11 protein-coding genes are annotated in these 14,591 nt (G+C 67.2%); 4 read left to right on the top strand and 7 right to left on the bottom strand.

What is annotated here, in order from left to right:
• Positions 1 to 196 precede the first annotated feature (196 nt).
• From EET13_RS11195 to yajC, 5 genes are all read right to left on the bottom strand, one after another.
• On the bottom strand, positions 197 to 754 hold the full coding sequence (locus tag EET13_RS11195) for an adenine phosphoribosyltransferase (RefSeq protein ID WP_122442353.1): 558 nt from the start codon (positions 752 to 754) through the stop codon (positions 197 to 199).
• On the bottom strand, positions 736 to 2,463 hold the full coding sequence (locus tag EET13_RS11190) for an ABC transporter substrate-binding protein (RefSeq protein ID WP_122442352.1): 1,728 nt from the start codon (positions 2,461 to 2,463) through the stop codon (positions 736 to 738). The genes EET13_RS11195 and EET13_RS11190 overlap by 19 nt, the downstream gene beginning before the upstream one ends.
• Before the next feature lie 5 nt (positions 2,464 to 2,468).
• The gene (secF, locus tag EET13_RS11185) at positions 2,469 to 3,812 is read right to left on the bottom strand and encodes a protein translocase subunit SecF (protein WP_122442351.1); all 1,344 of its coding nucleotides are present in this window, start codon (positions 3,810 to 3,812) and stop codon (positions 2,469 to 2,471) included.
• Between the two features lie 6 nt (positions 3,813 to 3,818).
• Entirely contained in the window at positions 3,819 to 5,591 is a 1,773-nt protein-coding gene (gene secD / locus EET13_RS11180) for a protein translocase subunit SecD (RefSeq protein ID WP_122442350.1), read from the bottom strand.
• Between the two features lie 122 nt (positions 5,592 to 5,713).
• Entirely contained in the window at positions 5,714 to 6,064 is a 351-nt protein-coding gene (gene yajC, locus EET13_RS11175) for a preprotein translocase subunit YajC (RefSeq protein ID WP_122442373.1), read from the bottom strand.
• A 216-nt stretch (positions 6,065 to 6,280) separates the two neighbouring features.
• Between yajC and gabT the strand changes: the two genes are divergently transcribed.
• Entirely contained in the window at positions 6,281 to 7,630 is a 1,350-nt protein-coding gene (gabT, locus tag EET13_RS11170) for a 4-aminobutyrate--2-oxoglutarate transaminase (protein WP_122442349.1), read from the top strand.
• On the opposite strand, the gene EET13_RS11165 is transcribed toward gabT, so the two are convergent.
• Entirely contained in the window at positions 7,580 to 8,452 is an 873-nt protein-coding gene (locus tag EET13_RS11165) for an alpha/beta fold hydrolase (protein ID WP_244603859.1), read from the bottom strand. The genes gabT and EET13_RS11165 overlap by 51 nt on opposite strands.
• Before the next feature lie 61 nt (positions 8,453 to 8,513).
• On the opposite strand from EET13_RS11165, the gene EET13_RS11160 reads away from it, so the two are divergent.
• Positions 8,514 to 8,978: a MarR family winged helix-turn-helix transcriptional regulator gene (locus tag EET13_RS11160; RefSeq protein ID WP_211186410.1), complete on the top strand. Its 465-nt coding sequence runs from the start codon at positions 8,514 to 8,516 to the stop codon at positions 8,976 to 8,978.
• A 142-nt stretch (positions 8,979 to 9,120) separates the two neighbouring features.
• The gene (gene car / locus EET13_RS11155) at positions 9,121 to 12,654 is read left to right on the top strand and encodes a carboxylic acid reductase (RefSeq protein WP_122442347.1); all 3,534 of its coding nucleotides are present in this window, start codon (positions 9,121 to 9,123) and stop codon (positions 12,652 to 12,654) included.
• A 52-nt stretch (positions 12,655 to 12,706) separates the two neighbouring features.
• On the opposite strand, the gene EET13_RS11150 is transcribed toward car, so the two are convergent.
• Positions 12,707 to 13,393, bottom strand: coding sequence for a hypothetical protein (locus EET13_RS11150; protein ID WP_122442371.1), 687 nt, complete (start codon positions 13,391 to 13,393; stop codon positions 12,707 to 12,709).
• A 179-nt stretch (positions 13,394 to 13,572) separates the two neighbouring features.
• Here EET13_RS11150 and EET13_RS11145 point away from each other — a divergent pair.
• Positions 13,573 to 14,591: PE family protein (locus EET13_RS11145; RefSeq protein WP_136623149.1), on the top strand; the 1,019-nt coding region annotated here is incomplete at its 3' end.

The following is a 14,591-nucleotide window of genomic DNA, read 5'->3' as shown; positions in this document are numbered from 1 at the left end:
CCCCTTGCTACGACAGCGCCGCCCGGGCGCCCCGGAGACGAAATGTAGGAATTCCTCGACCGCGGAGCCCGCCTAGCCATACGACGGCAGATTATCAACCGATAACCTGCGCAGTCAAGCGGCTCCTTCACTGCGGATTCGAATGCATCCACGCGATTGCGGCCGCTGTGTGACGGCGCTCGACCAAAGGTGCGGGCTAGACCTGGCTCAAGCTGTGCACCGGCAACGGCGCGACCGCATCACGGCCACCCAGCGCCGTGAGCTCGACGACGACCGCCACCCTGGTCACGTTCGCGCCGGTGCGCTCCAGCAACCGTGTTGCCGCGCTCAGGGTTCCGCCGGTTGCCAGCACGTCGTCGATGAGTACGACGTTGCGTCCCCGCAGCTCCAGGCTGTCGGCGGGGATCTCCATACCCGCCGCGCCGTACTCACGGGTGTACTCCTCGGTGAGCACCGGCGGCGGCAGCTTGCCGCTCTTGCGGATCGACAGCACACCGGTACCCAGCCGCGCGGCCAGAGCCGCCGCCACCACAGAGCCACGCGACTCGATGCCGGCGACCAAGTCGGCGCCGGAGGCGACATCGGCCAGCGCGTCGATCACCGCGCTCATCGCCTCGCGGTCCGCGAACAGCGCAGTGAGGTCCTTGAATTGGATTCCGGGCGTTGGAAAATCCGCAACGTTACGGGTCAACGCCGCGATCATGTCGGCGACGGGGGCGCTGCCCCGGACAGTCGTCACTGCATCAACGCCCATCGGTCCATGTTCCAGCCCGCCCCCCAGCGAGTCGGATTTCGGCTCACGGCATACATCTTTTTCGACATCAACAACGTGCGTTGCTGCCGATACAACGGCAACGTTGGCGTTTCCGCCCAGAGTACCGGCGCGGCCTCGGCGAGCAACCGGACACGCTCGGCCGGGTCGGCGGAAACCGCCAGCGCCCCAATAATGTTGTCGATTTGCGGATTGGCATAGCCCGACAGGTTGTTGCCATTGCCGCTGTGCAGGTCATAGGCGTCCATCGCCGACGATCCGGTGGACCCACTACCGGTTGCCCCGCCCGTGCTGGCCAGCAGCACGTCGATCTTCCCGTCTCGCAGGGCCTGGGGACCCGATGTGTCCAACGTCACATCGGCGACGGTGATTCCGGCCGGCGCGCAGGACTTGGCGATGGCCCCGACCACGGCCGCCAGCCGCGCGTTCGGTCCGCGGTAACCGATCCGGACGGTCAGGGGCGCGCCCCCCAGCGCATCGCGGGCGGCGGCGGCATCACCCTTGGTGAACGGACCCGCCTCGGCCGCGCCGTCGGCCTCGGCGACGGCGTCTTCGGTGGCCGGGGACAGCCGGGAGTTCGCGATTGCCACCCCGGCGTCGCGGGCAATCGCGTCGCGCGGGGCGCACAGCGCGACGGCGCGGCGGCTGCGGATGTCCGCCAGCGGACCCCGCGGCGCGAAGATCAGCTGCTCAATGCCGTCCGACGGCGAATCGATGCGCTGATAGTTGTCCGGGGTGGCAAGTGCCCCCGACGATCCGGCGGCGACGTCCACCACGTCGACGCTGCGGTTGTTGACCCGGTCCTGGATATCGGCGCCCTGCGGCCAGACGGTGACCCGCTTGGTGATCGCCTTGGCGCCCCACCACCGGTCGTTGGTGACCAGCACCACCCCGCCACCGTCGAGGACGGATTCGATCTGGTAGGGCCCCGACGACGGGAAGTGCTTCGAAAGCTCGTCGCGTTTGAGGCCCGGCTTGAGGTCCCACGTCGTATTCCATAGTCGGGCAATCTGTTCCACGACAGGCGCCTTGTTGGCGAGCAACGCCTCAGTGATATCGGCGTTGAGCTGTTCGGCGATCACATGCGACGGCATCAGCGACGTCGCACCGAAGAGTTGGGCGTAGTCGACGACCCCGCGATCCGGGATGAACGACACCCGGGCCTTCTTCTGGCCCGGCGTGCACTCGATGTTGGCGATGTCGATATACCCGGCCTGGGTGGCAGCGTCGAATCCGGGAAAGCGCCCTGATTGGGCGGCCCAGCTCAACACCAGGTCGTCGCAGGTCACGGGCTTACCGTCGGAATAGACCGCGTTGTCGGCGATCTGATAGTCGAGCACCAGCGGCGAGCCGCCCACCACCGAGATGGTGCCGAAGTCGTGGTCGGCGACCACCTGACCGTCGGGCCCGTGATAGCCGAACCCGGTGAGCACCCGGGCAAATGCCTGCGCGCCGGCCGATGCGGCACCGATGACGGTGTTGGTGTTATAGGTCGGCAGCGCCCCGTCGACGACGTAATCGATCTGACCGGCGGCGCTACCCGAACAGGCGGTCAGGGTGGCCGCCGCGGCCACCGTGGCAGCAGCGCCGACGACCGTCCCGACAGCGTTGCCGCGCAAGGCTTTCCGCAACCCGGACCACTGGCCGATCTGGCCGAAGTTGCCCCCGCCACGGCAGCACCAGGTGGCCATGACTCCTACCGCCGGCCGGCGTTTCGCTTGCCGGTCGGACGTTGCTTGGTGCTGGTAGGCCGCGCCGGCCGGGCACCAGGCGCCGGTTTCGACGGGGCTGCCGCCGTCTTGGCACCCGCTTGTTGCGGCTGGCGAGAGGCCTGCGGTGCCGCCTCGAACCCGGGCTCTTCAGCGGTGTCCTCGCGTTGTTCGGCTGCCGCCGGCGAGACGGCACCGCGACGTTTGAGCACCCGGCGCGTATGGGTGCGTACCAGCTCGGTGCGTTCCCGCAAGGTGACCAGTAGCGGCGTGGCGAAGAAGATCGACGAGTAGGTGCCGATGATGATGCCGATCAGCTGGACCAGCGCCAGATCCTTCAGCGTGCCGACACCCAGCAGCCACACCGCCACTACCATCAGCGCCACCACCGGCAATACCGAGATGAGGCTGGTGTTGATCGAGCGCATGAAGGTCTGGTTGACCGCCAGGTTGGCCTGCTCGGCGAAGGTGCGCCGGGTGGTGTGGTGGAAGCCGTTGGTGTTTTCTTCGACCTTGTCGAACACGATGACGGTGTCATAAATCGAGAACCCGAGAATTGTCAACAGCCCGATGACGGTCGCGGGCGTGACTTCGAAGCCCACCAGGGCATAGACACCGGCGGTGACGGTCAGGTCGAAGACCATGGCCGCGATGGCGGAGATGGTCATATATCGCTCGTAGCGCACGGTGATGTAGACGGCGACCAGCACCAGGAACACCACCAGTGCGATCACCGCCTTCTGGGTGATCTGGCCACCCCAGGTCTCCGACACCGCCGCATCGCTGATGGCCTTCTTGCTGGGCTTACCGTCGGCGCCCTTGGGGTGGAACGCGTCGAACAGGGCGTCGCGCAGCTTTTCCGTCTGGTCGTTGGACAAGGTCTTCGAGCGAATCTGCACCGTCGCCGAGGCTCCAGTGCCGACGGTGACCACCGATTCGGGATCAATGCCGAGGGTCTTGTGGAACACCTCTTCGACCTGGACCACCTTCGCGTCGCCACGGGGGAACGACACCGTCGTGCCGCCTTTGAAATCGATGCCGAAAGTGAACCCCCGCACCACGATGCTGAGGATGGCGATCGCGACAATCGCGCCGCTGACGCCGTACCAGAGCTTGCGGCGGCCCACCACCTCGAATGCACCCGTACCGGTGTAGAGCCGGGACAGAAAGCTGTGCTGTGCCGCCCCAGTGGCCCGGTCGGGGTCCGGGCCGGTGAGCTCTACCGCACCCTGGGCGACGTCCCCGGCGTCGGTCCCGCTCTTAGTCTCGGATGTCTTGGATGTCTTGGATGTCTTGGATGCCTTGGATGTCTTGGATGCCTTCGATACCATCGCGCGCTATCCCCGTCCCGTCGTGCCGGCACCCGCTTGAGCCCGGCGCTCGCGTGCGACCTGCTGCACGGCTCCCAGTCCGTTGTATGCCGGCTTGGCCAGCGTCGAAGACTTGGAGGCCAGATACACCAGCGGCCAGGTCACCAGGAACACCACGACGAGGTCCAGGATGGTGGTGAGGCCCAACGTGAATGCGAACCCCTTCACCTGACCGATAGCCAGGAAGTACAGCACGGCGGCGGCCAGGAAGGTGACCGCGTTACCCGACACGATCGTCTTGCGGGCGCGTGCCCAACCGCGCGGCACCGCCGATCGGAATGAACGGCCTTCGCGGATCTCGTCTTTGATGCGTTCGAAGAACACCACGAACGAGTCGGCGGTGGTGCCGATACCGATGATCAGACCCGCGATACCCGCCAGGTCGAGGGTGTAGTTGATATAGCGGCCGAGCAGCACCAGGATCGCGAAAACCATTGCGCCCGAGGCGACCAGCGACAGTGCCGTCAGCAGCCCCAGCACCCGGTAATACAGCAGCGAATAGACCAGCACCAGCGCCAGACCGATCGCTCCCGCAATCAGACCGGCCCGCAGCGAGGTCAATCCCAACGTCGCCGAAACCGTTTGGGCCTCTGACGATTCGAAGGACAGCGGCAACGAGCCATATTTCAAGACGTTGGCGAGCTGGCGCGCGGCCGCCGCGCTGAAGGGCGGGTCGCCACCGCTGATCTGGGTCCGGCCGCCCGGTATCGGTTCGTTGATCACCGGCGCACTGACCACCTGTGAGTCCAGAGTGAAGGCCGTCTGTTTGCCGACGTGGTCGGCGGTGTAACGAGCCCACACGTCGGCCGCTCCACTCTTGAATTGCAGATCGACGACGTAGCCGAGGCCCCGCTGGTCCATCCCGGAGGTGGCGTTTTGAATCTGGTCGCCGCTGATGATCGACGGCTCGAGCAGATACGCGGTCTTGTGGTCGGTCGAGCAGGTCACCAGCGGCAGCTTCGGATCGTCGTTGCCGGCCAGAATGTCTTCTTTATCGCAGCGGGTGGCCTCGAATTGCAGAGCAACCATCTGGATGTAGGGGCTGGTGCTTTGCCGCCACTTCTTCTCCTGCGCGATGCGCTCGGCCAGATCCTTGCGCGGATCCGGCGGCGCCGGCTGCTCACCGGGTGGCAGGTCCGCGGGCGGCGCCACGCCGGCGGCCGGCGGAGCGAGGCTGCTCGGGCCAGGACTGGGGGCGGGAGCAGGCGACGGCGGCGGCTCCTGAGGGTAGGGCCGCGGCTGCGCCGGGGCGCCCGAGGGCTGCGGCGCCGGGGCGCCTGACGGCGGCGGCGCCGGTGCACCGGACTGGCCGGGTGGCGGTGTTCCCGCGGGCGGCTTGGGCTCTTCCTCGGCGGGCTGCGCCGGCATCGAGTTGCTCACCGGACGGATGTAGAGCCGCGCGGTCTGGCCCAGGTTGCGGGCCTCGCTGCCGTCGTTGCCGGGCACCGTGATCACCAGGTTGTCGCCGTCCACGACCACCTCGGAGCCCGACACGCCCAGTCCGTTGACCCGGGCACTGATGATCTCTTGGGCCTGCTCCAGGGACTGGCGGCTGGGTGCCGTGCCGTCGGGTGTGCGCGCTGTCAGCGTGACGCGGGTGCCGCCCTGTAGGTCAATGCCCAGTTTCGGGGCGGCCTTTTTGTCTCCGGTGAGAAACACCAGCAGGTAAAGGCCGATGAGTAGCACCAGGAACACGGACAGGTAGCGGGCAGGATGCACCGGCGCCGAAGACGATGCCACGTTCCGTATGTCTCCTTGAAAGTCGGTTCTTACCCCCAACAGAGCCTACGTGCCGCACCGCGGCACGTCGTGCAAGCCGGCTCGTCGGTCCTGGACGGTCCGTCGGTCCCGTTCAGGAATCCTCAGGGCTCTCTGGTTGCGGGGCTCTCGTCGCCGGCCGTTAGCTGCTCGTCGTCCGAGTCGGCCGGCTCCTCGTCCAGCTCTGCGTCGGCGTCCGGCAGGACCCGGTCCCGAATCGCCAGCTTCATCCAGGTGGTCACCACGCCCGGTGCGATCTCGAGGTCGACGGTGTCGTCGGTGATGTCCACGACGGTGGCTTCCAGCCCGGAGGTGGTGTGCACCCGGTCCCCTGGCTGTAGCGACTCGTGCAGGTCGATGGTGGCTTGCATGGCGCGCCGCTGGCGCCGGGACGCGAAGTACATGAAGCCGCCCATGATGAGCAAGAACGGCAGAAATAGGACCAAACTCTCCATCAACACGCCTGTCTTTCGTTGCGGTATCCCTCGACATTTTGAGGGCGGCGCCGAACTCGACTGGAAGCTCGCGCGCCTCGTAACGGTCCAGTCTGCCATTCCCGCAGGTCGTGAACCGACCGGCACCACGTCAGCCCGCGCCCGGCCGCGCCGCCGCGGCGAACCGATAGGCTTTATCCGCGACGTGACCGCCGCGCCGCGGGGAGAGGAGGATGCGTGGCCAGCCTCGAGCAGACACGCCACCTGGTCACCGAAATCCCAGGTCCGGCATCGCTGGAACTGAACAAACGGCGGGTCGCCGCAGTGTCCAGTGGCGTCGGGGTCATGCTGCCGGTGTTCGTCGTCCGCGCCGGCGGCGGGATACTCGAGGACGCCGACGGGAACCGGCTGATCGACCTGGGTTCCGGGATCGCCGTGACGACCATCGGCAATTCCCATCCCAAGGTCGTGGACGCGGTGCGCGCGCAGGTGGCCGAGTTCACCCATACCTGTTTCATGGTGACCCCCTACGAGCAGTACGTGGCGGTCGCCGAACAGCTCAACCGGATCACCCCGGGCTCCGGCGAGAAGCGCTCGGCACTGTTCAATTCCGGCGCCGAGGCCGTCGAGAACGCCATCAAGATCGCCCGCGCCTACACGCGCAAACCGGCGGTGGTCGCGTTCGACCACGCCTACCACGGGCGCACCAATATGACGATGGCGCTCACCGCCAAGTCCATGCCCTACAAGAGCGGCTTCGGCCCGTTCGCCCCGGAGATCTACCGGGCCCCGCTGTCCTACCCCTACCGCGACGGACTGCTCGACAAGGAGCTGGCCACCGACGGTGAACTGGCCGCCGCCAGGACCATCAGCGTCATCGACAAGCAGGTGGGCGCGGCCAACCTGGCGGCCGTCATCATCGAGCCCATCCAGGGCGAAGGCGGTTTCATCGTCCCCGCCGACGGGTTCCTGCCGGCGCTGCTGGACTGGTGCCGCGCCAACGACGTGGTCTTCATCGCCGACGAAGTGCAAACGGGGTTTGCCCGCACCGGCGCGATGTTCGCCTGCGAGCACGAGGGCCCCAACGGCCTTGAGCCGGACCTGATCGTCACCGCCAAGGGCATCGCCGACGGATTGCCCCTGTCCGCGGTGACCGGCCGGGCCGAGATCATGGATGCACCGCACGGCAGCGGTGTGGGTGGCACCTTCGGCGGCAACCCGGTGGCGTGTGCGGCGGCGCTGGCCACCATCGAGACCATTGAACGCGAGGGCCTGGTCGCGCGGGCCCGCGAGATCGAGCAACTGGTGATGGACCGGTTGTTACGGGTGCAGGCGGCCGACGACCGGGTCGGCGACGTGCGTGGGCGCGGCGCCATGATCGCGGTCGAACTGGTGAAATCCGGAACCGCCGAACCCGATGCCGAGCTGACCGAGAAGCTGGCCGCCGCCGCCCACCGCGCCGGCGTGATTGTGTTGACCTGCGGCATGTTTGGCAACATCATCCGGTTGCTGCCGCCCCTGACCATCACCGACGAGCTATTGGCCGAAGGTCTCGACATCATGTGCGGGATCCTGAGCGACCTCTGACCAGAAGTCGAGCAGGGTTCGCGCGATCAGCTCGGCATCCAGCAGCAGCGGCGCCACGCGCGCGCTGCCGGACAACACACCGGCGCGGGCGTTGCGCATGCTGGTGCAAGCCGCCTCGGCTTGGTGCAGCGGCCAGCCCTCGTCGTCATCGCGGGCGGCCAGCATCAGCGTGGGGACGCTCACCCGGGGTAGATACCCGCTCAGATCGGGGCGCTTCAGCATCATCGAGCGCATTGCGTGCAACATGCCGGTGCGGTCGGCGCACCGGAATGCATCGATAACCGCGGAAGCCTTATCCGGTTGTGCTGCAAGGACTTCCGGTCCCAGCAGGGCGTCGGAGAGCGCCGCGGACAGAAATCGAGTCGGACCCGACCACCGATACTGCGCCACCAACGGCCATGCCTTGGTCCAACGGAACCGGGTGCTCAGCGCCGGCACCGGCGTGCCAATGGTGGTCAACGTGCGAATCCGGCGCGGTTGGGTGGCGGCCAACAGGAGGCCAACGTGCCCGCCCCACGCGTTGCCGACCCAGTCAACCGGTTCGGCGATGCCCAACCCGTCGAGGACCTCCCCTGCGGCATGGGCGCATTCGTCGAACGTGAAATCGCGGTGGACGGGTTCGCTGCGGCCGTGCGACGGCCCGTCGACCGTCACCACGGCGCGGTGTGGCGCCAGCGCGGCCAACTCGTCCGTCAGCGCCGCCCACGACCCTGAATCCAGGAACAAGCTGTGCCAGCAGACCGTCACCGGCCCGGCGCCTCTTCGTGCCACGTATAGCCGGCCCAGGCTGGTCGAAACGAATGCGTCGGTGCGGTCGGTCACGAGACCCCTCCAATTTACTTCGGAACCCGAAATTTCGGTAACCGTAGTATCCTCTTCGGCTATGACGGCGTCAACGGAATTGCCGGCGGACCGGCAGGCAGTGGGCCAGTTGTTGGTGCGGTTGACCCGGCAATTTCGCCGCGACCTGGCGCAACCTCGTACCGCGCGTGGCTACGGCGACGTCCGCGATCCCCATTTGCAGATCTTCGGCAATATCGGCACCGGCGGTGTCCGGCTCACTGAACTGGCCGCCCGCGCACAGCTGAGCCTGGCGGCGACATCGGAGCTGGTAAACGACCTGTGCGCGCTGGGATATCTGACCAGGCGGGCCGACCCGGACGACGGGCGGGCCAAGCTGATCGAACTCACCGACCGCGGACGGCGATTGCTTGCCGACGCGGGTGAGCGGGTCGCCGACATCGAGGCGCGATGGTCAAAGCTCGTCGGCGCCGGCGATTTCGCGCACATGTGTGACACCATGCAACGACTGCTCGACAGCCTCGATCCCGGCGAAGCACGCCGGTAACTAGTCAATGTCCGTGTCCCATCTCACAGTGCAAGCCGTTATCCTGATCGTTGTGAAATACCGTTAGCTTCGCTAACGTTCTAGTTGCGTAGCGCAATGTGGCGCGAACAATCTTTCCCCCAGTCACCGGCAAGGAACTGTCATGTCGACTACCACCAACGAGCGCCTCGAACGCCGCATCGAAAACCTCATCGACGACGACGCACAGTTCGCCGCCGCCAGGCCGGACCCGGAAATCGCCGCTGCCCTGGAAAATCCAGGCCTGCACCTGCCCGAGGTCATTCAAACGACGCTGGCGGGCTACGCCGAGCGGCCGGCACTCGGGCAGCGTGCCGTCGAGTTCGTCACGGACTCCGCTAGCGGGCGCACCTCGGTGCGGCTGCTGCCGCGCTTTGAGACCATCACCTACCGCCAGCTCGGCGACCGGGTCGGTGCGCTGGCGCGTGCCTTGACCCACGGCTCGGTGCGTGCCGGCGACCGGGTCTGTGTGCTGGGCTTTAACAGCGTCGACTACACCACCATCGACATGGCGCTGGCCATGATCGGTGCGGTATCGGTACCGCTGCAAACCAGTGCTGCGGTCTCCCAGCTGCAGCCGATCGTGGCCGAGACCGAGCCCACCCTGATAGCGGCCAGTGTGGACCAGCTGTCGGATGCCGTGGACGTGCTGTTGAGCGGTCATCTGCCCGCCACGCTGGTGGTGTTCGACTACCACCCCGAGGTGGACGAGCATCGCGAGGCCGTCGAAACAGCGCGGCAACGGCTGGCGGACACCGCGGTGGGCGTCGAGACCCTCGTCGATGTCGTGGACCACGGAACCGCACTGCCGGTGAAACCGGATGTCCAGCCGGCCGCAGCATCGGACGGCAACGACTCGCTGGCGCTGCTGATCTATACCTCCGGCAGCACCGGAGCGCCCAAAGGCGCGATGTATCGGCAGAGCAATGTCGGCAAGATGTGGCGCCGGTCGAGCAAGAACTGGTTCGGGCCCACAATGGCGTCGATCAGCCTGAATTTCATGCCGATGAGCCACATCATGGGTCGCGGAATCCTCTACGGCACGCTCGGCAACGGCGGCACCGCGTACTTCGCGGCCAAGAGCGACCTCTCGACGCTGCTGGAAGACTTGCGGCTGGTGCGGCCCACCGAGTTGAACTTCGTACCGCGGATCTGGGAGACGTTGTACGGCGAATACCAGCGTGCGGTGGACCAACGGGCGGCTGATGCCGGCGACCCGGCCGCCCGCCAGGCCGCCGCGGCACAGGTCATGGCCGAGCTGCGTCAGCACCTGCTGGGTGGTCGCTACATCTTCGCGATGACGGGCTCGGCGCCCATTTCCCCGGAACTGCGGAACTGGGTCGAAACCCTGCTGGAAATCCCGTTGCTGGACGGCTACGGCTCCACCGAGGCCGGGATGGTCTTGTTCAACGGTGAAGTTCAGCGCCCGCCGGTGATCGACTACAAGCTGGTCGACGTTCCCGACCTGGGCTACTTCAGCACCGACCAGCCGTATCCGCGGGGCGAGCTGCTGCTCAAGACCGAGAACATGTTCCCGGGCTATTACCAGCGGCCGGAGATTACGGCCAGCGTGTTCGACGCCGACGGCTACTACCGGTCCGGAGACGTCGTCGCCGAGGTCGGCCCGGACCGGCTGGTGTACGTGGACCGCCGCAACAACGTACTGAAACTGGCCCAGGGCGAGTTCGTCACCGTCGCCAAGCTGGAGGCGGTGTTCGGTAACAGCCCGCTGGTGCGCCAGATCTACGTCTACGGCAACAGCGCGCATCCCTACCTGTTGGCCGTGGTGGTCCCTACGGAAGAAGCATTGGCAGGCACCGACATAGCGGCCTTGAAGCCGCTCATTGCCGACTCGCTGCAGACCGCCGCGAAAGAGGCCGGCCTGCAGTCCTACGAGGTGCCGCGCGACTTCCTCATCGAAACAACACCGTTCACGCTGGAGAACGGTCTACTCACCGGTATCCGCAAGCTGGCGTGGCCCAAGCTGCGGCAGCACTACGGCGAGCGGCTGGAGCAGCTCTACACGGAGTTGGCCGCCAGCCAGGCCGACGAGTTGAGCGAGCTGCGGCACACCGGGGCCGATGCGCCGGTGCTGCAAACGGTGAGCCGGGCCGCGGCGGCTCTGCTGGGCGCGGCGAGCACCGACCTGTCACCCGATGCGCATTTCACCGACCTGGGTGGAGACTCGTTGTCGGCGTTGACATTTGGCAACCTGCTGCGGGAGATCTTCGACGTCGACGTCCCGGTGGGCGTCATCGTTAGCCCGGCCAGCGGCCTGGCGGCGATCGCCGCATACATCGAGGGCGAGCGGCAGGGCAGCAAGCGGCCCACCTTCGCCTTGATTCATGGCAGGGGCGCGCTGGAGGTGCACGCCAGCGACCTCACCCTGGACAAGTTCATCGACGCATCGGCGCTGGCAACCGCGCCGGCGCTGCCGCGGCCGGGTGCCGAGGTGCGCACCGTGTTGTTGACCGGCGCGACCGGCTTCCTGGGTCGCTACCTGGCACTGGAATGGCTGCAACGGCTGGACGTGGTCGGCGGGAAGCTGGTTTGTCTGGTCCGGGCCAGGTCCAACGAGGAGGCCCGGACCCGCTTGGACAAGACGTTCGACAGCGGAGACCCCGAGCTGTTGGCACACTACCGGCGGCTGGCGGCCGACCACTTGGAGGTGATCGCGGGCGACAAGGGCGAGGCCAACCTCGGCCTGGACGAGCAGACCTGGCAGCGGCTGGCCGACACCGTCGACGTGATCGTGGACCCGGCTGCGCTGGTCAACCACGTGCTGCCGTACAGCGAGTTGTTCGGTCCCAACGCGCTGGGTACCGCCGAGTTAATCCGGATTGCGCTGACCAGCAAGCTCAAGCCATACACCTACGTCTCGACCATCGGCGTCGGCGACCAGATCGAGCGGTCGAAGTTCACCGAGGACGCCGACATCCGGCGCATCAGCGCGACGCGCCAGATCAACGACAGCTACGCCAACGGCTACGGCAACAGCAAGTGGGCCGGCGAGGTGCTACTGCGCGAGGCCCACGATCTGTGCGGGCTGCCGGTCGCGGTGTTCCGCTGCGACATGATCCTGGCCGACACCACGTGGGCGGGTCAGCTCAACGTGCCCGACATGTTCACCCGAATGATGCTGAGCCTGGTGGCCACCGGCATCGCACCTGGTTCGTTCTACGAGCTGGACGCCGACGGCAACCGGCGGCGCGCCCACTACGACGGCTTGCCGGTGGAGTTCATCGCCGAGGCGATCGCGACGTTGGGGGCATCAAATGGGGCATCAAACGGGGAAGGTTTCCAGACCTACCACGTGATGAACCCCTACGACGACGGCATCGGGATGGACCAGTTCGTCGACTGGCTGATCGACGCGGGATGTTGCATCCACCGCATCGAGGAGTACGGCGACTGGCTGCGACGGTTCGAAACCGCGTTGCGCGGACTGCCTGAAAAGCAGCGTCACGCGTCACTGCTGCCGTTGCTGCACAATTACCAGAAGCCGGAGCCGCCGCTGCGCGGGTCGATGGCAGCGACCGACCGGTTCCGTGCTGCCGTGCAGGACGCGAAAGTCGGCCCGGACAAGGATATTCCACACGTCTCGCCGCAGATCATCGCCAAGTACCTCAGTGACCTGCGCTTGCTCGGACTCCTCTGAAGTCCGCGCAATATCCCCGGGGGTAGAACCCCGGGGATATCGGCGGCCGAGTCTAAACGCCGGCGCGGTGCCGGCGCCGGAACCTGCCGCGGTGCTCGGTGGCAGCGGGTTCGCTGCTGGCCCCTTTGAATTCTTCCCGCGGCATGGTGCGGGCATCGGAATACGTAGCGTCCGAATAAGGTTCGGGCGAGGCCGCGACCGCGCCGGCCGCGGGTACCTCGGCGGGGGCAGCTGGTTCCTGGGCAGGTAGCGCGGGCGCCATCGGCTGGACATCGCGGGCCAGCCGGACTGCCAGTCGAGACAGGACCGCGCCGGCCAGGAAGACGATGACCACCCCCAGGCCGGAGAAGTAGGCAAGTTCCAGCGCGGTGCGTTTGCGCTCAGTCGCGGCCACCGGGTCGCCCACCGAACCGATCCGCAACAGCGGGGCGAAGTCGGTCCCGAACACAAACCACGCGCCGGCCAGTGCGGCCAGCCAGCCGCCGAGCATGGCGATGGCACGGTTGCCGGCGATGATCAGCAGCAGACCCCCAGCCGCCGCGGCCACGCCCGGCAACACCTCCAGCCAGCCCCGCGCTCCGGTCCACGCCTGGCCCGGCGAATAGGCGAAGTCGAACTTGGGGCCGATGAACGGAATCAACGCGCCCCAGGCGCCCAGAATCACTAGGAGCAATCCGGTCACCACTCCGCGAGAACGCGGCATCCGCAGCGTTGCGGGACGGTCTTCTGTGTGCTTCATGGCAGCCTCCTCGTTAGGTACCGGCTTGGGTACCCCAGCGGTCTGGCGATGTAACGCGGCGGCGCGATGACCGCCGGATCTGTCGAAACCGCTGACAACGCCTGCCAAACTGTCGACAATTACCTCCGGCATGCTTTCAGCTGTGGCCTAAGTCACGTGATCGGTTCGGGAGGGGTTCGATGTCGTTTGTGTTCGCAGTTCCGGAGTTTCTGACGACGGCAGCGCAGGATGCGGCCGCCATCGGCACGTCGCTGAGCACGGCAAACGCGGCGGCAGTAACGTCCACCACCGGGGTGCTGGCCGCCGGCGCCGACGAGGTGTCACAGGCCGTTACGGCACTGTTCAACGGCTACGCCGCGCAGTATCAGTCGGTGAGCGCCAGGGCCGCTCAACTTCATCAGAGTTTTGTCCAGACGCTCAATGCCGCCAGTGAGGCCTACGCCGGCGCGGAGGCGGCTAATGCCTCGCCATTGCAGGTGTTGGAGCAGAGCGTGTTGGGCGCCATCAACGCGCCCGCCCAAACATTGTTCGGCAGGCCGTTCATCGGTGACGGCGCGAACGGCACGGCCACAAATCCCAATGGCGGTGCCGGTGGGATTTTGTACGGCAATGGCGGAAACGGCTTTTCCCAGACGACGGCCGGGACGCCCGGCGGTGCGGGTGGTGATGCGGGCCTGATCGGCAACGGCGGCCGTGGCGGTACCGGCGGGGCCGGTGCTATCGGCGGGTCCGGCGGCACCGGCGGTTGGCTGACCGGCAACGGCGGCGCCGGCGGCGCCGGCGGCGCCACGAGCGTTGCCGGCGCGACGGCTGGTGCCGGCGGCGCTGGCGGAAACGCGCCGTTGCTCGGCTGGGGCGGCCACGGCGGCGCCGGCGGCGCCGCCCCCTCAGGTACCGGCGGGGCCGGCGGCAACGGCGGCAGCGCCGGCTCGCTCTGGTCCCTCGGCAGTGTGGGCGGTGACGGCGGCGCAGGCGGGGGAGGTGGGACCGGTGGTGCCGGCGGTGCTGGCGGCAGCGGCGGTCAAGGACAGGGTCTGCTGTTCGGCCTCGGCGGTCACGGCGGCGCCGGCGGAAGCGGCGACACCTCCGGCGGTAACGGCGGCGCCGGCGGTGTCGGTGGGGGTCGTCTCTTCGGGCTGGGCGGCAACGGCATCAGTCCCGGGAAGGGCGGCACCGGTGGCACCGCAGGCTTCTTTGG

This window comes from Mycobacterium attenuatum (assembly GCF_900566085.1).
Taxonomy (GTDB): Bacteria; Actinomycetota; Actinomycetes; order Mycobacteriales; family Mycobacteriaceae; genus Mycobacterium; species Mycobacterium attenuatum.
The sequence above is the reverse complement of the archived record's forward strand: the minus strand, read 5'-3'. Positions and strand labels throughout refer to the sequence as shown.